Origin of the sequence: Erysipelatoclostridium sp. DFI.2.3 (assembly GCF_019132535.1) — a bacterium.
Taxonomy (GTDB): Bacteria; Bacillota_I; Bacilli_A; order Erysipelotrichales; family Erysipelotrichaceae; genus Clostridium_AQ; species Clostridium_AQ innocuum.
Genome location: NZ_JAHOOJ010000001.1, coordinates 114,887 through 134,828, shown reverse-complemented (window position 1 = coordinate 134,828; position 19,942 = coordinate 114,887). Strand labels below are relative to the sequence as shown.

The window sequence follows — 19,942 nt, the reverse complement described above, 5'->3', positions numbered from 1 at the left end:
CTACTGTCCCTCCTTTTCAATAAATTGCTTTAAATCTGCAATCGCCTTATGTGTTTCATTGATAACTTCATCACTGTTGAATTTGACAGAATGATTGGATACCATTTCTTCAAAGTACGGTACACCCTGTCCTTTGATCGTATCCAGAACGATACATACTGCCTGATCCTTTACCGCTTTGGCCTGTTCAATTGCCGCATCAATCGCTTCAATGTCATTTCCCTTTACGACCTGAACATCAAAGCCGAATGCCTTCATCTTATCAGGAATACTGAAAGGATTCATGACATCCTTCGTATACCCGTCAAGCTGCCGCTTGTTATCGTCAATAATCACGATACAGTTATTCAGCTTATAATGAGCAACATACTGGAAGGCTTCCCAGCACTGCCCTTCATTCAACTCGCCATCTCCCACAATCATGTAGACATAACGACTTGATCCTTTCATACGCAGCCCCGTCGCAATACCTGCAGCAGCACTTGTACCCTGTCCCAGAGATCCGGTTGTCATGTCAACACCCGGAGTTTTTGTACGGTCGGGATGACTTGGAAGTCTTGTACCACCATCATTCAGTGTCATCAGCCATTCCTTGTCGAAAAAGCCCTTCTCTGCCAGCGCACAGTACCAGGCAGGTCCCGCATGACCCTTTGATAAAACGACCATATCGCGATCCTCCATCTTCGGGTTTTTCGGATCCACATGCAGCTGTTTACCATACAGAACACTCATCAGTTCAACGATGGATAGAGAACCTCCCAAATGTCCGTATCCTCTGTGTTCCAGCATTTCCAGTATATCCATTCGCAGTTGTGCAGCAAATACCTGCAATTCCTTCAGTTGTGATGTTTCCAATGCTATTACCTCCTTTTCAGATAGCGTGCAAGCCTTCAGGCAATGTATGGTACAGCTCTTTTTACGTTCGCTGTACAATTAGCGATGCTCCAGTTTTCACGCTTATTTCTGCTGTTTTTTATCAAAAATTTGTAAAGAAAAAGAAGGATGGAAGAAACAGCCTTCTTTTTCCGTTTTTTTAAAGACCGAATACTTCTTTCAGCTTGGTTTCGATTTCATTCATATCCATAAGCTGATTTAAGATGATCTTGTTTTTGTAGCTCGTCATCTGAGGTGCAAGGTCTGCTCCGATGACAAACAGGTCAGCACTTCCTTCTGTTACTTCACCGATTGCCGTATGCTCAACCTTTACACCGGATACGCCCAGCTTCTTCAGAGCTTTTTCGACGTTCATGCTGACGATCATGCTGCTTCCAAGTCCCTGTCCGCAGCAACACATAATGCTTCTGATTTCCATAACTTATTTTCCTTCTTTCCAAAGCTTATTCAGCTTTTTTTGCTTTCTTAGGTGCAACATAATTGTACACGATAGGAATCAGGAATACAACTGCACAGACACCTAACAGACCTACGCCCTGAACAACCTGAGCGATATTTCCGAAGACGATTCCCATCCAGGAGAAGTCTGCATCAGAGAATGTACAGTTAGCGAAGTTCAGGGAACCCATAACCGGCATACAGATAGCAGGCAGGAAGGTAATCAGTAATCCGTGCATGAAGCTTCCGAATACACAGCCTTTTAATCCACCCTCAGCGTTACCGAATACACCAGCTGTTGCTCCACAGAAGAAGTGAGGAATAACACCAGGCAGAATCAGTGCAACACTCATAAGGTTTGTATCGATGAATCCAAGAATGAACAGTCCCACGATACCTCCAAGGAAGGATACCAGGAATCCGATCAGTACAGCATTTGGAGCATAAGGGAATACGACTGGACAGTCGATTGCAGGTACAGCACCTGGAACCAGCTTCTCAGCAATACCACGGAATGCAGGAACGATTTCCCCGACAATCAGACGAACACCGCTCAGGATGATGTAAACACCACCAGCGAAGTTCAGACCGCTTGTAATTGCCCATACAGCCCAGTGAGTCTTTGTTTCAGCCCCAACGTTCAGCAGACCAGCAAGGTTTGGATATTTTTCAAGAATAGCTGCAGCATCTGCACTCAGGATACCCTTGCTTACCGCTACGGTTGTAACGATCAGGAAGAAGATCACCATGGTAAGACCGATTGCTACGGTTGTATCACGCAGGAAGGTCAGACGCTGAGGGAAGTTAACTTCCTCTGTTGATTTTCCTTTGCCCTTGAACAGCTTCCCACACTGTGCAGCAAACCAGTATCCGGCACCACCGAAGTGACCGAAGCCAAGCTCATCCATTTTGGTAATCTTGCGCATTGTCGGCTGACAGAACGCAGGAGAGAATGCCATGATGAAGCCAAGCAGAAGTCCGCCGCCCAGCCACAGCTGCCAGCTGGTAAGACCACCGACATTCAGAATAACGGCAAGCATACATGCCATGTAAAGAGTATGATGACCTGTTAAGAAAATGTAGTGCATTCTTGAGAAACGAGCCATAATGATATTGAAGACCATACCCAGACACATGATATAAGCAGTATCTGTAGCGAAGTCCTTCAGAGCCAGAGAAACAATTGCTTCATTGTTTGGAACAACCCCCTGCATACTAAATGCATAATTGAACAAATCACCGAACGCATTCAATGATCCGGACTGCAGGAACGAAGCTCCGGCAGATAATACGAGGAAGCCGACGATTGTTTTAACGGTTCCCTTGACAATATCTTCGATTGGCTTACGCTGAAGCGCAAGACCCAGCAAAGACATCAGACCTACAAGAATTGCAGGTGTGGACAGTATGTTGATAATAAATTCTAACATATGTGTAAATCCTCCCTTTCAAATGGTTAACGCTATTTTTCACATGCGTTGGAAACAAACAGGTCGAATATTTCCTTCGGGCATGTTGCGTCCAGAATTTCCTGAACCTTCTTCTCATCGGAGAAGATGTTGGATACAGCCTGAATCCCTTCCATGTGGGATTCACTGTCTTTGGCAACCAGTGTTACCAGTACACGGACATCATATCCGTCCGGCTTGAATTTCACCGGCTCCTTGAGCACGGTCACAGCCATCTGTGTGTCATTGACACCGGATTGGTTGCTGGCGTGAATCAGGGCCAGGTTCTCACAGAGTACATAGTATGGACCAAGCCTTTCTGTGATTTCGTAAATGGCAGCTTCATATGCCGTTGTGCAGTAATTCTGCTCGATCAATGGTTCACATGCAATGTGAACAGCTTCTTTCCAGTCCTGCACCCGATCTCTCAGGTAACAGTTTTTTTCCTGTAACAGTTTTTCCATAGATGTCATAACCTTACCTCTTTACGTTTTCATTATCTTTTTTTTCGGTTGGAAATACAAGACCAATTGTTTTCCCGTTTTTGTGCAAAATGTTAGATATTGTGCAATTTGTAATCGCTTAAGTGCAAATTAACCTTCATTTTCCTGTGTATGCGCGCGAATATAGCTCTGAATATCCTCACTGCTTTCCAATGCTGCCAGCTGCTCAATACTCTTCTTTTTTGAAAATATATTCAGAACATCATTCAGGATGCGGATATGCTTGGTCTGATCCTCCGCACATAATACGATGATGATGCGTGCCTGCTTTCCATTCAGAAAGGTAACCGGATGCTTAAACGTGCATAAGGCCACATCAAGCTGCTTCACACCCTTTTCAATCGCTGCATGCGCAAGCACGAGTCCGTCTGCTAGAAACATCATCAGACCGCGGTTTCTCTGATCCTCCACGATTGCCTCCACATACTCCTGTTTAATGGAGTCCTCCATCAGAAGCGGACGGCAGGACAGACGCAGAGCCTCTTCCCAGTCACAATCCTCCCGGCAAATCTGAATATGGGAGGGCTTGAGATAATATACGAGATTCTGACCGAAATTTCGGTGGGGCACCGTACGAATCTGTATGCTGGAATAGTAATCCTGCAAATCTTTTTCAAACTCATCCAGCTTGGAGGATGGAATATAACTGGTTGCCAGTCGCACAATCTCCTGTATCTGCAGATTGGCCTGCGGTTCGGTATACATGCAGTTACGCAGTATGGTAACCCTGTCCTGATCTGTCAGAATCGGATGTACGACAATCAGCTTCTTTTCCTTCGGAAGGACGACGGTGGATATCACAACATCAAAATCATGATTTTCCTCGTACTGACTCAACGGAAGGTTCACGATTTCAGTTGCCTGCGGCACAAGTGAAGCCACCTCATTACGCAGCATATTTCCTGTTCCGATTCCGTTTGGACAGATGATCAGGATACGCAGATTGCGCTTCTGTGTCTGATTGGTCGTCAGAAATGCACCAAAATGCAGTGTAATGTAGGCTACCTCTGCATCGGATATCAGACAGCCCAGCTTTTTTTCCAGATATTCACAGGATTTTTTTGTAATTTCGTAAAGCTCCTCATACTCCGTCTTGATGCTGTTCAGCATCGGATTTCCCAGCTGAATACCGTATCGATAGCGATACAGGGATGTTTTCAGATGCGCATTGATCGCATCCACCAGCTCCTCCTCCTGATCAAAGAATATACAGGTCAGGCGTTCAAATTCATGAACAAGGTTTTTGGAAATCTCGTAGGTTTCATCCTGCTCCTTCATGACATTGACAGGAATCGTCTGCAGTCTCGACCCCAGCAGATGCAGAGTTACATAAATTTTCTCACCATTTTCCAAATCCGGAAAATACTGTGAAACAAGCTGATATTCCTTTGTTTCTACAATCTCCTCCTCATCCATATCCGAGAACGTCAGCTGATCACTGCGCTTGTCAATAGCAGACATGAAAACAGCAAGTGTCGGCAGTACTCCGCTGACATATTCCGCATGCAGCTCACTTTCAATTTTCTTCAGCTTTACCAGAATTTCACGGATATACTGCTCATTTTCCACAAGGACAACCTGCCGGTCATAATACTCCCATAAGGATGGAAACAGCATAAAGAAAATTGCACGCTTCTTAATCGTGTCTCCAGCAATACGATAGCCGCTTTTGATATCGTAGGTCAGCTCCAGATTGTAATTTTCAAGGAATCGTATGACATTTTTCAGATCATTGATCACCGTATTTCTGCTGACCTGACATACCTCCATGAAATTCTCTATATACAGCGGATGGGAACGGATAATGATTGCACATATCTCAATCCGATTTCGCTCATCCGGGGTAAAGACATGATAGTTATCACTCCCCTGATCACTCATTGCCTCCTGTATCCTTCTGGACTGCTCACTGCTGACAAAAATACCCTTGCCGCGTTCCTGAACAAGCGGATCGATTTCCTGATCCTCCAGCCATTCATTGATTTTAGTGATATCATAATACACACTGCGTCTTGATATCTGCATTTCATCTGCAAGATCCTGTATTTTCAGATATCCTCCGGCATACATTAGCCTTTTTAAGATTTCCTGACAGCGCTTGTCAAGATTCAACATAATATTCATGCAATTCCTCCCGCGTCTTAAACGAAATCATGCTTTATTCAATAGCTGTTTGACTTTTTTATGGTATGGCGTACCCTTCAGATTCACTCTGGCTTTGTTCAGATACAGCTCCATCTGTCGGCGGTTTTTCTGGTAGGAATACTGCAGTCCAAGCAGATATTGTAGAATACCCATCTGTACCTGCTGATCCTGCTTTTGATCTTTTTTTATTTTTTCTGCTTCCTTTTTCTCAAGGAGTGCTTCCATTTCTGCGATATCTTCACTCTTTTTTTCAATCATGATGCGAAACAGCATTCGATCATATAAAAGTTCTTCCTCCCCTGCGCTTTTTTCAATATAGGAGAGCAGCCGTTCACATACATCTCGGTTTTCCCGGTCAAGGAAATAAAAATAGGTTTGACTGGCTATCTGATATGCCTGCGCATTTGTAAGTCGGCTGTCAAGCAGCTTTTTGGTCTGTTCTTCAATTTTACGGTTATTTCCCTGTGCCAGATAAACACGCAGCGTGTTCCAGTTACGGTCATACTCCTTAAAAAACAGCTGAAACGCTTTGCTGTTCAGCATGATGAGAACCTTATCGTACTGCCCGTTATGAGGCAGTTTCAATACTCTGTTCCATAAAAGGCTGCGAATAACAAAGGGAACGGCTACCGCTATCATAATAATCGTCAGTAAGACGAGAAGCATAATTTTATTCATACCATCACTCCTACGATATCAGAATCGAATGTTTCTATTTATAAAATAACAAGCATAGCTTTCAAAATCAAATCCAAATCTTTTCACATCTTTTGACACAATCTGTACAATTATAGATTCTATCCTTATATAGTTTGAAAAGAAATCGCTATTTCCCGGGAAAATCAAACGTAGCAGAGAAAAAAAAGGAGCATGCTTTTTTGCAGCATACCCCATATACCTTGCCGAAATGACAGCTTTTACCGCCCATCAGCCTCAGTTTTGAAAAACGGCAGATATCTGCCGTTTCATTTTGTTTGATTATTCAGCTTTACCGTAAGAACCGAATTCTTTCATCATAGATGTAACTTTATCTTTGATTGCATCGCATCCTGGCTTCAGCAGTTTACGAGGATCGTAGCCCTTACCTTCCAAGTCTTTTCCAGCTTCAACATATTTACGAGTAGCATCTGCGAATACCAGCTGCAGCTCAGTGTTAACGTTGATCTTGGAAACACCTAAAGAGATAGCCTTAGCAATCTGATCAGCAGGAATTCCTGATCCACCATGCAGTACCAGTGGTTTTCCGTTTGTTACATCCTGAATTTCTCCCAGACGTTCAAAGTTCAGACCAGCCCAGTCAGCAGGGTATTTTCCGTGGATATTACCGATTCCGGCAGCCAGGAAGTCTACTCCCAGCTCAGCGATTGTCTTACATTCCTGAGGATCAGCAAGCTCACCCATGGAAGCAACACCATCTTCTTCACCACCGATTCCACCAACTTCACATTCGATGGATAATCCTTTAGAATGAGCCAGTTCGATCATTTCCTTGGATTTTGCCAGGTTTTCTTCGAATGCATAGTGTGAACCGTCGAACATTACAGATGTGAATCCAGCTTCGATACAGGCTTTTGCACCTTCGTAGCTTCCGTGATCCAGATGCAGAGCAACCGGTACAGTGATTCCCAGGCTGTCGTGAACTTCTTTAACCATAGCTACTACAGTCTTAAATCCACACATGTATTTAGCAGCACCTTCAGATACTCCTAACATAACCGGAGATTTAGCTTCTTCAGCTGCCAGTAAAATCATCTTTGTCCATTCAAGGTTGTTAATGTTGAAAGCACCAACTGCGTAATGACCTTCGTGTGCTTTATTCAGCATTTCTGTTGCGGATACTAATGCCATAATCAAATTCCTCCTTTAGTCTCTTAACACTATTATTCTACTGCATTTTTCCCCTTTTGAAAAGCTTTTGGACACATATTTTCAAAAAAGGGCATATTTCAAGTTTGCTTACGGAAAACCTTTTATATCACGGCAGCCATAGCAGGCATCCGTAGGTTGACGGCCTTCCTTCCCTGATTTTCCAAAAGCAGTATGCTGCTATGCTTCCATAGTACATGCGGATAACGGCTTAGAGGCATGAAAAAGGGGATGCATCCTTTTTAGAATTCTTCATCCCCTGCTTTTGCAGCATCGTCTTCCTCGTAGTCATCGTCAGCCTCCTCATCGATAAGGATTTCTTCCGTATCCACAACAACTTCATGATAGGTGTGGCGTTCTCTGAGGTCCCATTTGTTTTCTCCGACATTTACAAATCGGTCATCCAGCGACAGATCACTGTAAAACTGTGCGATATTGTCTTCCTCCTGCTGCTTCGTAAATGCCATAACCTGGCAGACTTCTTCCCACAGCTTCAGGAATACAATAGCTTTCTTCTTCGTAGACATCAAATCATATGCTACATCGACCATAGACTTTTTCATAATAACTTCATGCTCCTCCTACATTTTTTCAATGGCGTCAACGCCGATTAGATATAAGGCATTCTTCAATGTGATCTTTGTGGCTTTCAGCAGTGCCAGTCGCTGGGAAGAAAGTTCCGGCTGCTGAGGATCTATTACCTTGCATACATTATAGAAGCTGTGGAAATGCTGTGCCAGCTTCTGAATATAATTGCATACCTTATGCGGTGCACGGGAACGTGCAGCATCGCTTACTACATTCGTAAATTCATTGATATACTTCATCAGTGCGATTTCCTTTTCATGCGTCAGCAGCTCAAAGGACTGCGCCTCCGCAATTTCGGAAGCCTGTCGCAAAATCGAACAGATACGGGCGTGTGCATACTGCGCATAGTATACAGGGTTGTCATTGCTCTGTTTTCTGGCAAGCCCCAGATCAAAATCCAGGTGTGTATCCACGGCACGCTGGACAAAGAAATAGCGTACGGCATCCACACCGACCTCTTCACAGAGTTCACGAATGGTTACCGCGTTTCCAAGACGCTTGCTCATCTTGACCTCTTCACCGTTTTCAACAAGGCGTACCATCTGGATGATATCCACCTGCAGCTTGTCCGGGTTATTTCCCAATGCTTCAATGCTCGCTTTCAGACGTGGAATGTATCCGTGATGATCGGCACCAAGCAAATCCACGAGCAGATCATAGCCACGATCCAACTTATCCTTATGATATGCTATATCAGGTACCAGATATGTGTAGGAGCCATCCTTTTTTCTAAGAACACGGTCCTTATCGTCCCCGAAACGTGTTGTCGCAAACCAGAGGGCACCGTCTTCTTCATACGTAAGACCCTTTTCATGCAATACCTCCAGTGCCTTTTCGACCTTTCCTTCATCACGAATGCTTTGTTCACTGCTCCATACATCGAAGTGCACCCGGAAGTTATCCAGATCACGCCGTATTTTATCAAGCTCGAATGCAATCCCCTTTTCCTTAAAGAATTTCAGGTTGGCATCGCTGTATTCGACATAGGCATCCTTATATTCTCCCGCAATCGCAATTGCGATGTTTTTAACATCTTCCCCGTGATAGCCATCCTCCGGCAGATCAAAATCCAGACCCAGATGCTCACGGTATCTCGCCTGCAGACTCTTGCCTAGATTTACAATCTGATTTCCGGCATCATTAACATAATATTCACGGCACACATCATATCCGCTTGCTTTCATCAAACGGGTGATGCTGTCACCCCACGCTGCACCTCTTGCATGACCCAGATGCAAATCACCTGTCGGATTCGCAGATACATATTCCACATTCACCTTCAGACCTTGTCCATCGTTGCTGTTTCCGTAGTTGTCCTGCTCCTGCAGAACCCTCGTTATGATCTGTGCAAGGGATGTGTTCTTGATCGTGAAGTTGATAAAGCCGGGTCCTGCAATTTCACAGCTTTCGATATCTGCCGCCGCTTTATCCAGTGCCTCTACAACAGCCTCTGCGATTTTACGCGGATTATTTTTTAATACCCGGGTCAATTGCATTGCCACATTCGTAGAGTAATCACCATGACTTTTGTCCTTTGGTATTTCAATTACAATGCTCGCTGTATCAAGCTCTGTATCAAATGCTTTCTGCACGGCATTGTGCAATGCCTGCTTTAAGTTGTTCTCAATCTGATTCACACCTTATCCTCCTTTAAAATCCAAAGGATACGATATCCGTCCGTGACCTCGTCACCGCTTAGAATATCATATTCAATGGCTATAATATTTTCTCTTTTTATATATTTATGCGTAAAAACTCCGATATCGATCGTTCCAAATTCTGACAGAACAGAACCTGTCGTCTGCTTTTTATGCTGAAACGTCAGCCGTGTCATGAGTTCTCCGTCCCGTTGAATGCGAAGCCCCTCGTTCTCAGCTTCAACGCTGACCGCAGTATTGCTGCCGCGTTCCGTGTAGGAAAGCCGAAGACAGCCGTTTGAATCCGAAAAAAAAGCCTGTCCTTCAAACATGAGGTTTCGCTCTTCTGTGTAAAGATGTTTCTGTTTTACTACGATATGCTTTTTCATGCTGTCACCACTTATCATGAGCATTATAGCAGAAATTGAATATCGTGCAACCTTTTTTTCACTTTTTCTCTTTAAAATTTTAACTGCCACTTTACGCACAAAATATGCATACAGAACATTTTTATCAAATCGCGCATATTATTATAATAGTGGAATAATAGTAATCAATGCAAAACAATATTATACTTTTAGAATATATAAGCATATTCCACTTTGAGAATCAGATTGCGTACAAGGGATTATCTTTTATACAATACTATAAACCATTCCGACAATTCTCTATCCTTTTACTTCCAATCATATAAATTCAGAAAAAAACTCTTCCTTATATTATATAGTCACTCTGGTTCTGATGATTCATTTTTCAAAAAAACTCTTCCTTATATTATATAGGGCAGTGACAAAACTCTTCCTTATAATATATAGGGTGTGAATTCACAAAAACAGTCTCCTAAAGTTCTTTATCATTCCCCCTAACGATTTCTGCATTAGTTATAGTATAATTGATATATTATAGTTTTATAATATAAAATAGACTCTATTTAAAATATGATTTTCTGTTCAGCAGGAGTTGGCAATTTTATTTCGTACAGGAAAAATTTATCTTCATCTCAGCTAACCTTCCATCAACGAGTTATTATATCAATCATAGTATATTATAATTATAGAATATTTGCGGATGGTGTATACCACTTTCATATTTTGTGTTTAAAGCACGCATAAAAGCTCACACTAATAGCATACGAGGTGTTGCTATGAAAAGAATCCGCAAGCTGGTGTTTGGAATGATCTTCGCACTGCTCACACAGATTGTATGTGTCTATGCCTACGCCCTGTTCAATCGACTACCGCTGGATGAACAGAGAAAGAACATTACAATCTATGATGTGAACGGCGATATCATATACGAATCCAATTTCAAAAAAAATATGCAGTGGACGTCCATTGATGATATTCCCGAATTTGTTCAGGATGCGTTTGTGAGTGTAGAGGACAAACGTTTCTACTACCATGCCGGCTTTGATCCTGTGCGCATTACAAAGGCGCTGGGTACGAATCTCATTCATGGGGATATCCGACAGGGCGGCTCCACGATCACACAGCAATATGCAAAAAATCTGTTTCTGACAAATGAACAGACCTTATCGAGGAAGGTGCAGGAATTTTTTTATGCAGCCCGTCTGGAAATGCAGTACAGCAAAAAGGACATTCTGGAGGGCTATCTGAACACGGTCTATTTCGGACACGGTGTGTATGGTGTGAATGCTGCTGCAGAGTATTTCTTTGATAAAAAGCTGAATCAGCTCAGCATAGCGGAAACTGCCATGCTGATAGGAATACCAAACGGTCCCAGTATTTATTCCCCGTTTCTGCACAAGGACAATGCAATCAAGCGGGAGCATTTGATTCTGGAGGTATTGAAGAATAACGGTGTCATTACATCAAAGCAGTATGAGGCAGCCAAAAAGGAAAAGCTGAAGCTTTCCACCAATGTAAACATCAGTACCTACGGTATTGATGAATACTACATCGATGCGGTTATTCAGGAGCTCAGCAAGCTGAATATCGATTTGAACCGGGAAATTCATGTACACACCTATTATGACCCAAAGGTACAAATGCAGCTGAGCAATGCTGTCACGAAGCATGTGGATTTAAGCAGTGAGCTGGAGGTAGCCGGCATTATCACACAGCCCTTCACCGGAAACGTAATGGCTATGGTTGGAGGAAAGGATTATACGATTTCACAATACAATCGCGCCATCTATTCCTCCCGACAGGTCGCCAGTACCATCAAGCCGCTGCTGTATTACTGCGCCCTCCAGCAGGGCTTTACCCCATCCACGCAATTCACCTCACAGAAGACAACCTTCCGCGTATCCGATGATGAGGAGTATGCGCCGACCAATTACGGCAATGTCTATGCGAACGGAAAAATTTCCATGATCAATGCCATTTCCCTGAGTGACAATATCTACGCCGTAAAAACACAGCTTTTTCTCGGTGTGGATACACTGCACAACGCACTGCTTGATTTCAACATCCGTCAATCCTCTCCGAATCCAAGTGAGGCGCTCGGTACCGTGAATATGTCGCTGCTGGAGCTGAGCCGTATTTACAATACCTTTGCTTCCGAGGGTCTGTATGTTAAGCCTGCGCTCATTTCTCATATCACCAGCGGGAATGATGTTGTATACAAGCGTGAGGTTCAGCCGAAACGGCTGCTCCAGCGGGATGAAACACTGATACTGAATCAGATGATGACCTCGACCTTCGATATCCGCAATAAATCCTATACCTTCCCAAGCATGTACGGGCATGAGCCGGATATCACCGTGGCGGCAAAATCAGGCACCAGCGACTGGGATTCACTGGTTATGGGCTTTAATCCGGAATATACCGTAGGCATCTGGAGCGGCTTCGATGATAACCGCGAACTGGAAAAGCAGTATTACACCATCAGCAAGGACATCTTCAAGGATACCTTTAACGGGTTATACAAAAAACGTAAGGGTGTCTGGTATCAGCCTAGTGACGGCATTCAGGAAAAACGAGTGAATCCCATCACTGGTACGGAAGATTCCGGAGGCTCTGTCTACTGGTTCAAAAAAGAGTAGGCTATAAAAAAAATCAAAAAAATTTTATATATCCTGCCGAACAGTAAAAAAGCCCATGAATAAGCGGGGATTTGCTGTTGTGTCATTACACTGTGCGCATTCTTTTTGCACTTTTTACAGAAAATGGGTTTGCAAAAAGGAATTTTCTCTGTTAGAATGCAAAACTGTGAGGTGACAACATGAATTTTATTGAAAAACATACCAAAAAAGTGGCGCTGATTCTGTGCCTGGCAACAGCTGGAACTGCAGTCACAACTGTATATGCTGCCACTAATGCGGACGGATGGCATGGAACCGGAGCGGACCGCATTTACAAAGAGGAAGGCGCTGTCAAGACCAGCTCATGGCTGTTTGACGAAAGCGGAAGCTTCTACCTGGATGCAGACGGGCATCCGATTATCAGCGAATGGAAGACCATCAACGGTTCTGTTTACTACTTCGACTCCGAAGGACACCGTGTGAACGGAAAACAGGTCATTGACGGTCATGAATATCAGTTCCAGAAATCCGGCATACTGCTGACCGGCTGGAATCAGACAAAAACATCCTACTACAGCGAATTCGGCGAAAAGCTGAACGGTCTGCAGACAATTGATGAAAAACAGTATCTGTTCGATAAGGACGGAAACATTGTCAGCGGATGGCAGACGGTAGATGGGAAGAAGCTGTACTTCAAAGAAGACGGCTCTCTGGCAACAGCAAAAACAGAGATTGACGGAAAAACCTATAACTTCTCCAGCGACGGTTCCTTACAGAGTGGCTGGGTGAAAAAAGACGGAGAAAAATACTATTACGACAAGTATGGCTTTATGACAAAGGGCTGGAAGACCATTGACGGAAAGAAATACTATTTCAACCGCAAGGGACAGGCAGCAACCAGCACGAAGTACGCAGGCTACAAGTTTGATAAGAACGGTGTGGCGAAGAAAATCAAAGAGAAGAAAAAAGAAGAAACAACAGAAAGCAATGAGAATGTACAGAGCACACGCACAGCTGGCAACAGCTCCGCGGCGGCTTCAAGCAGCTCTTCCTCCTCAAGTGCAAATCTGAATCCGGCAGGTTCCGGAAGCAACTCCAGTGCGGCAGGCATTGCGGCTTCCATGGTAGGCTCCCCTTACGTTTGGGGCGGATCCTCACCTGCAGGCTTTGACTGCTCCGGTCTGACCTCCTATGCCTATGCACAGGCAGGCATCAGCATTCCGAGAACAGCAGGCGGACAGGCAAGTGTCGGTTCAGCGGTATCCTACGGCAATATGCAGCCAGGCGATCTGATTGTATGGAGCGGTGGTGCACACGTATCCATTTACGTAGGTGGCGGACAGATGGTTCATGCAACGAATCCATCTACAGGAGTTATCACATCCTCTGTAAGCTTCTGGAGCAACAACAGCGGACAGAGTATCACGGCAATCCGCAGACCGTAAAAAGCAAAAAACAATAAAAAAGGGGCTACGGCTCCTTTTTGTGTTTCTGACGCATTTCGGATAAAAAACGGAAGAAATACAAAAAAATTTCATAACTTTTTTAAAATTTTCTAAAATCGGGTTTCAGCCTATAAACAAAGCTTTTAAAGAGAATCGTGATGGGACGGAAAAGTGACAAAATCGTAAGTTTTCAAAAAATAGGGGTTGCAAATAAAAAAACGCTTTGTTACAATGAGGGCGTTGATGTCGAGGTGATAACATGAATTTTATCGAAAAAAACACAAAGAAAGTTGCTTTAGTCCTGTGTCTGGCTACAGCTGGAACAGCAGTAACTACGGTATATGCGGCACAAAATTCTGACGGATGGCACGGAAGTGGCACGGACAGAGTCTACAAAATGGAAGGCCAGGTAAAAACAAGCTCATGGGTATTTGATGAGGCTGGCAGCTACTACCTGAACAATGAGGGTCATCCGATTACAAGTTCCTGGAAAGAAATCAACGGTTCTACCTACTACTTTGATGCAGAAGGTCACCGTGTGAATGGAAAACAGGTCATCGATGGTCATGAATACACATTCCAGAAATCTGGAGTATTGCTGACAGGATGGAACGAAGTAAAGGATACATACTACAATGAATTTGGAGTTGCTGTTACTGGTGTACAGAAGATCGATAACAAAACTTACAACTTCGGCGAAGATGGTAAACTGGTTACCGGTTGGACCAAGGTAAACGGAAAGAAAGTTTACTTCACAAAAGATGGTTCTCTGGCTTCCGGCGTTGTAACCATTGATGGTAAAAAGTACAACTTCAACGATGACGGTACGATTACGACCGGATGGGTGAAGAAGGACGGAGAGAAATACTATTACACAGATTACGGCTTCATGACCAAGGGTTGGAAGACGATTGACGGTAAGAAGTATTATTTCAACAAAAAAGGTCAGGCTGCAACTAAGACAGAATATGCTGGTTACAAGTTTGACAAAAACGGTGTAGCAAAGAAAATCAAGAAAAAAGAAAAGGCGGAAACTACAGATAACGCAAGTGAAGATGTAGCTGACAGCGAAGATACTGCAAGCAATGGTTCCGGTAGCAGAGCTGCAAGCTCTTCTAAGAACCTGGGAACTGCTGATGGCGGAATCGCTTCTGCAGCACTGGCTCAGCTTGGTGTTGGTCAGGACTGTACAGCATTGGCTTCCAATGCACTGGCAGCACAGGGAATCTATTTCCACGGCTGGCCGGCAGAGTATATGTCTCTGGGTAGCGTAACAAGCAGTCCACAGCCGGGAGATTTAATTTACTATGATGATGCCGGTGCCGGAGTTCCTCATATCGCTGTATATGTTGGTAACGGACAGGCTGTTCATGGTGGATGGAAGGGCGGAACGACCGTTGAAGCATCTGCTTATATCGGAAGTGGTCCTGTATTTATCCGCGTAAACAAATAATTTGTGTAAAAAAGAAGGCAAATGCCTTCTTTTTTGTATCTCTGCTCTCCGGTCATTTCTTAATTTTTCTTAAATCCCCATTTTTATTCGTTTTAGAGCGTTTTAAGAGAATTAACTGATTCCTGTATTCCCAGCAATACAAACTCCTCTTAAAACGAGTTTATAAGCGTCATTAGATTTCTTAACTCTCCTTATCTGCCTTTCTTCTACTCTTAACGATTCATAGAATCTCTATTTCTGCTTCATAAGCCTGGAAAAATAATAGCTCAGGTATCGCATTGCCGGTTTCTGCCTTTGCATTCCATCCACAATAAAAGACTCATGACAGGTTTCATAAAAACCCCATGAGCCCTTTTATATTCCCATAAACACTTCCCGTAAGCTCTGCAAAGCCTTCACAGCATCTTCCCATAAAATTCATAACGCACTTCTTCCGTTGATAATAACTTCTTTCACACGCATATCATGTCCCAGAATCACCAGATTGATATTTTTTCCCAATCCGATTTCATGGGCATAGGTTTTCAGCATCCTTGCAGCGTTGGTGGAACACATACGGATACAGTCGGACAGATCATAGCCCTCCTGCTTGTACAGATACTGAAAGATATCCAGCAGGTCACAGCTGCTGCCCAGCAGTACATCCTCTTTATAAACAGCGCCGTTTCGTATAACACTTCCATCCTCCAGCTCATAGCCGTCCGGATAATGAAAGCCAGAAAAAGGCGTGCCGTCACTTACCGCAACCACACGGCTACAGCCCAGCAGACGAATCACCCATTTCAGCATCTCCTTCTGCATGTGTACGCCGTCCATGATAACTTCACACAGACAGTCGGATAAGAATACGGCATCCATCATACCGGGCTTGTGATGTGTGATTTCCGGCATGGTATTTCCCAGATGTGTAATCTGTGTAGCTCCACATGCGAACGCTTCATTGGTCTGGGTAAAATCTGCATTCGTATGCCCCAGTGAAATCTCAACCCCATACAGATGCAGTAACGAGATTGCTTCCATGGCATTTTTTACATCCGGAGCTATTGTCATGATTTTTATATTATCATGATACTCTGATAAAAAATCCTCCAGCTCACCCAGATGAATTTCCATAAGATTTTCTTTTTTCATGGAACCACGGCGATCCGGATTTAAATATGGACCCTCCAGATGCACGCCCTCGTAGCGTGCTCCCCGATAATCTCCCTGAAAGGCTTTCCGATATGCGTCGATGATCGTACGAAATTCATCCAGTGATCTTGCTGATACCGTCGGACAAAATGAGGTGATTCCGCGTTTTGGATATTCCAGCGCCAGCGCATGCAGATTCCCGATATCTGTATTTTCACAGGAATAGCCGTGAAAGCCATGGGTATGAATATCCACTAACCCCGGTATTGCTATATCACTCACCATATGTGGTGTTTTATAATCAATTCGTTCCACAAAGCCATCTTCCAGATGCAGATCACCAAACACCATGGTGCCATCCTGCATAAATTTTATATTTTCAATGATTCGTTTCATACAAACACCCTTTCTTCCTTAATTGTATTTCATTGGAATGCCTTTTACAAGCAAATACCCGGACTTCTTTAGAAAATCTTTTGAATTGATGCCGTCGTTCCTTAATACTTTTTCGATATACTTGCTTCAGGAGGACGGATTATGAACATACTGGATATCATGATACTGTTTATCGGATTCAGCCTTGCCGGATTACTCTGTCTGCATACCTTTGATATGTCTGCATTTTATGAAAAAACAAGAAAATAGCACATATCTGTTGTATAATTATAAAAAAGGAGTGTCATCATGAGTTCTGTCATACTAATTGCCGAGGATGAGGCATCGATTGCGGATGCTATTGAAATTTATTTAAAAAGCCAGGGATATCAGACCCTGAAAGCAGCGAATGGAGCCATTGCCTGGGAGCAATTACAAAACAATACGGTGGATCTTGCAATCATCGATGTCATGATGCCGGTAATGGACGGGATTGCCCTGACAATGAAAATCAGAGAGCTGTATGAGTTCCCTATCATCATATTATCTGCCAAATCGGAAGATATTGATAAGATTACCGGTCTGAATATCGGTGCGGATGACTATGTGACAAAGCCGTTTGTCCCGATGGAGCTGCTCGCCCGTGTACATGCACAGCTGCGGCGGCATTTGCGCTATCAGCAGCTGCTCGAGCAAAAGCAGGAGGTGGAGGACAGGCTGCTTCTGGGTGGAATCGAACTGCATCGCAAAAGCAAGGAGGTCTTTGTGGATGGAGAATCACGCCGGCTGACACCGATTGAATTTCGGATCCTGCAGCTGTTTATGGAGCATCCTGGTCAGGTCTTTTCCAGTGATGATATTTATGAGCATGTATGGAACGAAACCGCAGTCAACACCGAAACCGTTATGGTCCATATTCGAAATCTGAGAGAGAAAATTGAAATCAATCCCCGTGCTCCCCGTTATATCAAGGTTGTTTGGGGTGTCGGGTATAAGATTGAGAAACAGTAAAAAGAGGTGAATTATGAAAAAAGTACATTGGACTACCCTAATTCTTCTGTCCGGTATTGCACTGGCAATCATATCTATGTTTCTGGTATTTCCATCCCTTGATCAAAAAGCCATCGAAGAGTACAAAACGCATTACAAATACATTAACAGCGAAGAGGAACGGGACTTTAGCGGCAATACATTTATCAAAGAACCGGCTGATGATTCCATTCCCATGGAATATTCCCGAATTGAGGAATATATGGAGCCGGCCCTGCAGCGCATTACTTTGCTGGTAGGCACACTGCTTTTTGCATGGTCTTTGCTTATGCCATATAAATGGGCGGTAAAAAGCGGCTTCTATCGTTTTTTTACACAAAGGCTGCCCTATGAAATCACGCTGGGTGCTGCACTGCTTGGACTTTATTTCTATAAAATCAGGGGCAGCGAGCTTGTGTACCGGATGTTTCGTCTGCCGGAGGATTTCTCACTGGATATTCTCTCAGCCGATACATGGCAGATTTCCAGCTATTATCTGTTGCAGATTGCTTGTTTAAGCGGACTGTTCGCAGTGCTTTCCGGATGCGGCTATGCGATTCGCTCCATGCAGCACAACGGTGTGCGGGTATCCCTGCAAAAGCACTCCCTGCTAACACAAAATTCCGTATTGCTTGGCAGACAGGCAAAACGGCTGTATCGCTATATTATCGGCTTTGATTTTCATGATAAGGGAGAGCTTCGCCTGCTCGCCGCTTTGTTCCTGCATATCGTATGTATCCTCATAGTATGTATCTACCGGGACAGCGGAATATTTTTCTATCTTCTGCTTTCATGCTATTGTCTGATCCTGTATTCTATCCGTCATCGTCAAAACAGCAGGATGAAACGAGACTTTCAATCGCTTGAAGGCAGTATTCAGCGCGTTGCAAATGGTGACTTCCAAACCACTGTGGATGAAGATTTGGGCATCTATGAATCACTGAAGGACAATCTTCAGAATATTGAGACATCCTTTCAGGAGGCTGTTGCACAGGAGGTTCGCTCACAGAATATGCGCACGGAGCTGATTACCAATGTTTCTCATGATTTGAAAACTCCGCTAACCTCCATGATCAGCTACATCGACCTTCTGAAAAACAAGAATCTTCCGGAAGAGGAGCGGCTGCGTTACATCACAATACTGGAATCCGGCAGCAATCGTCTAAAGCACTTGATTGAGGATTTATTTGAAGTCAGCAAGGCCAGCACAGGCAACATACAGCTGGATCGCATGGATGTTGATTTAATTTCTCTGATTAAGCAGGTGGAAATGGAATACGAGGCACTGTTCATTCAGCATGACCTGACGATACGCAACACTTTCAGTAAAGAGAAGATCGTTCTCAGCCTTGATCCTCAAAAAACCTTTCGCATATTGGAAAATCTACTGGTGAATGCAGGAAAATATGCCTTGGAGCATACCCGTGTGTATGTCTATGTGGAGGAACGCGAGCAGGAGGTATATATATCTGTCAAAAATATATCCGCAACAGAGCTTGACTTTGACCCTGCCGATATCATGGAACGCTTTCAGCGCGGCGATAAGGCAAGGAATACGGAGGGCAGCGGCTTAGGTCTTGCGATAGCCAAAAGCTTTACAGTGCTGCAAAACGGGCATATGCACATCAGCTTTGATGCCGACCTGTTCAAGGTGGAGCTGATTTTCCAAAAGGAGCTGCCATGAAAAGCAGACTAGGCAACATCCTGGCTGTACAGATGACGAATATAAAACAGACACAGCAGGCATCAGCGTATCATACCGTTACTACGGAAAACAGGAACTGTTATACAGCCGATATACAAAAGTAACCCTAAAACAAAGAGCTTTCCTATGACACATCATCGAATAAGGAAGCTCCTTTTTCTGTATTTCTAAAAAAGTATACCCGATTTCTGTAATCGGATGTTAATGAATATTAAAATGCTGGATACGTAAGCTTAGACATATATATCATCACAATCACAAATGAGAATTAAACATGCAAATCAGCGATATCCAAAGGG

General features: G+C 43.8%; 17 protein-coding genes. 6 read left to right on the top strand and 11 right to left on the bottom strand.

Annotated elements, in window-relative coordinates:
- The 10 genes from KSZ58_RS00705 to KSZ58_RS00660 all read right to left on the bottom strand — a co-directional run bounded on the left by KSZ58_RS00705 (position 1) and on the right by KSZ58_RS00660 (position 9,908).
- Positions 1–855, bottom strand: coding sequence for a transketolase (locus KSZ58_RS00705; protein WP_009588112.1), 855 nt, complete (start codon positions 853–855; stop codon positions 1–3).
- A gap of 178 nt (positions 856–1,033) precedes the next feature.
- A complete protein-coding gene (locus KSZ58_RS00700; protein WP_002606974.1) occupies positions 1,034–1,312 on the bottom strand; it encodes a PTS sugar transporter subunit IIB in 279 nt (92 codons plus the stop codon).
- 25 nt (positions 1,313–1,337) lie between these two features.
- Entirely contained in the window at positions 1,338–2,762 is a 1,425-nt protein-coding gene (locus tag KSZ58_RS00695; RefSeq protein WP_217752578.1) for a PTS ascorbate transporter subunit IIC, read from the bottom strand.
- Between the two features lie 32 nt (positions 2,763–2,794).
- Entirely contained in the window at positions 2,795–3,244 is a 450-nt protein-coding gene (locus KSZ58_RS00690; protein ID WP_224727239.1) for a PTS sugar transporter subunit IIA, read from the bottom strand.
- 129 nt (positions 3,245–3,373) lie between these two features.
- Positions 3,374–5,407, bottom strand: a complete 2,034-nt coding sequence (locus KSZ58_RS00685) for a BglG family transcription antiterminator (RefSeq protein WP_217752577.1) — start codon at positions 5,405–5,407, stop codon at positions 3,374–3,376.
- 27 nt (positions 5,408–5,434) lie between these two features.
- Entirely contained in the window at positions 5,435–6,106 is a 672-nt protein-coding gene (locus KSZ58_RS00680) for a hypothetical protein (protein ID WP_142419542.1), read from the bottom strand.
- Between the two features lie 300 nt (positions 6,107–6,406).
- The gene (gene fba, locus KSZ58_RS00675; protein WP_002606969.1) at positions 6,407–7,276 is read right to left on the bottom strand and encodes a class II fructose-1,6-bisphosphate aldolase; all 870 of its coding nucleotides are present in this window, start codon (positions 7,274–7,276) and stop codon (positions 6,407–6,409) included.
- A 260-nt stretch (positions 7,277–7,536) separates the two neighbouring features.
- Positions 7,537–7,857: a DNA-directed RNA polymerase subunit delta gene (gene rpoE / locus KSZ58_RS00670; protein ID WP_002606967.1), complete on the bottom strand. Its 321-nt coding sequence runs from the start codon at positions 7,855–7,857 to the stop codon at positions 7,537–7,539.
- An 18-nt stretch (positions 7,858–7,875) separates the two neighbouring features.
- The gene (gene argS / locus KSZ58_RS00665) at positions 7,876–9,519 is read right to left on the bottom strand and encodes an arginine--tRNA ligase (protein ID WP_008818244.1); all 1,644 of its coding nucleotides are present in this window, start codon (positions 9,517–9,519) and stop codon (positions 7,876–7,878) included.
- Positions 9,516–9,908, bottom strand: a complete 393-nt coding sequence (locus KSZ58_RS00660; protein WP_224721032.1) for a DUF1934 domain-containing protein — start codon at positions 9,906–9,908, stop codon at positions 9,516–9,518. Before KSZ58_RS00660 ends, argS begins: the two co-directional genes overlap by 4 nt.
- Positions 9,909–10,663: 755 nt before the next feature.
- Between KSZ58_RS00660 and KSZ58_RS00655 the strand changes: the two genes are divergently transcribed.
- The 3 genes from KSZ58_RS00655 (at position 10,664) to KSZ58_RS00645 (ending at position 15,403) form a co-directional block, all read left to right on the top strand.
- On the top strand, positions 10,664–12,526 hold the full coding sequence (locus tag KSZ58_RS00655; protein WP_175627723.1) for a transglycosylase domain-containing protein: 1,863 nt from the start codon (positions 10,664–10,666) through the stop codon (positions 12,524–12,526).
- Between the two features lie 179 nt (positions 12,527–12,705).
- Positions 12,706–13,950: an NlpC/P60 family protein gene (locus tag KSZ58_RS00650; RefSeq protein ID WP_008818241.1), complete on the top strand. Its 1,245-nt coding sequence runs from the start codon at positions 12,706–12,708 to the stop codon at positions 13,948–13,950.
- Between the two features lie 259 nt (positions 13,951–14,209).
- Entirely contained in the window at positions 14,210–15,403 is a 1,194-nt protein-coding gene (locus KSZ58_RS00645) for an NlpC/P60 family protein (protein ID WP_002606962.1), read from the top strand.
- 417 nt (positions 15,404–15,820) lie between these two features.
- On the opposite strand, the gene KSZ58_RS00640 is transcribed toward KSZ58_RS00645, so the two are convergent.
- On the bottom strand, positions 15,821–16,930 hold the full coding sequence (locus tag KSZ58_RS00640; protein ID WP_009270202.1) for an N-acetylglucosamine-6-phosphate deacetylase: 1,110 nt from the start codon (positions 16,928–16,930) through the stop codon (positions 15,821–15,823).
- Positions 16,931–17,218: 288 nt separating this feature from the next.
- On the opposite strand from KSZ58_RS00640, the gene KSZ58_RS00635 reads away from it, so the two are divergent.
- From KSZ58_RS00635 to KSZ58_RS23075, 3 genes are read left to right on the top strand one after another with little or no spacing between them, the layout of a single operon-like run.
- Positions 17,219–17,920, top strand: a complete 702-nt coding sequence (locus KSZ58_RS00635) for a response regulator transcription factor (RefSeq protein ID WP_009270201.1) — start codon at positions 17,219–17,221, stop codon at positions 17,918–17,920.
- Between the two features lie 13 nt (positions 17,921–17,933).
- A complete protein-coding gene (locus KSZ58_RS00630; protein ID WP_008818238.1) occupies positions 17,934–19,622 on the top strand; it encodes a sensor histidine kinase in 1,689 nt (562 codons plus the stop codon).
- The gene (locus KSZ58_RS23075; RefSeq protein WP_008818237.1) at positions 19,619–19,747 is read left to right on the top strand and encodes a hypothetical protein; all 129 of its coding nucleotides are present in this window, start codon (positions 19,619–19,621) and stop codon (positions 19,745–19,747) included. The genes KSZ58_RS00630 and KSZ58_RS23075 overlap by 4 nt, the downstream gene beginning before the upstream one ends.
- Positions 19,748–19,942 lie beyond the last annotated feature (195 nt).

Coding starts and splice junctions, on each gene's coding strand:
- KSZ58_RS00650 (WP_008818241.1), top strand. CDS start 12,706: ATGAATTTTATTGAAAAACATACCAAAAAAGTGGCGCTGATTCTGTGC.
- KSZ58_RS23075 (WP_008818237.1), top strand. CDS start 19,619: ATGAAAAGCAGACTAGGCAACATCCTGGCTGTACAGATGACGAATATA.
- KSZ58_RS00700 (WP_002606974.1), bottom strand. CDS start 1,312: ATGGAAATCAGAAGCATTATGTGTTGCTGCGGACAGGGACTTGGAAGC.
- KSZ58_RS00640 (WP_009270202.1), bottom strand. CDS start 16,930: ATGAAACGAATCATTGAAAATATAAAATTTATGCAGGATGGCACCATG.
- KSZ58_RS00695 (WP_217752578.1), bottom strand. CDS start 2,762: ATGTTAGAATTTATTATCAACATACTGTCCACACCTGCAATTCTTGTA.
- KSZ58_RS00690 (WP_224727239.1), bottom strand. CDS start 3,244: ATGGAAAAACTGTTACAGGAAAAAAACTGTTACCTGAGAGATCGGGTG.
- fba (WP_002606969.1), bottom strand. CDS start 7,276: ATGGCATTAGTATCCGCAACAGAAATGCTGAATAAAGCACACGAAGGT.
- KSZ58_RS00660 (WP_224721032.1), bottom strand. CDS start 9,908: ATGAAAAAGCATATCGTAGTAAAACAGAAACATCTTTACACAGAAGAG.
- rpoE (WP_002606967.1), bottom strand. CDS start 7,857: ATGAAAAAGTCTATGGTCGATGTAGCATATGATTTGATGTCTACGAAG.
- KSZ58_RS00635 (WP_009270201.1), top strand. CDS start 17,219: ATGAGTTCTGTCATACTAATTGCCGAGGATGAGGCATCGATTGCGGAT.
- KSZ58_RS00645 (WP_002606962.1), top strand. CDS start 14,210: ATGAATTTTATCGAAAAAAACACAAAGAAAGTTGCTTTAGTCCTGTGT.
- KSZ58_RS00680 (WP_142419542.1), bottom strand. CDS start 6,106: ATGAATAAAATTATGCTTCTCGTCTTACTGACGATTATTATGATAGCG.
- KSZ58_RS00685 (WP_217752577.1), bottom strand. CDS start 5,407: ATGAATATTATGTTGAATCTTGACAAGCGCTGTCAGGAAATCTTAAAA.
- KSZ58_RS00630 (WP_008818238.1), top strand. CDS start 17,934: ATGAAAAAAGTACATTGGACTACCCTAATTCTTCTGTCCGGTATTGCA.
- KSZ58_RS00655 (WP_175627723.1), top strand. CDS start 10,664: ATGAAAAGAATCCGCAAGCTGGTGTTTGGAATGATCTTCGCACTGCTC.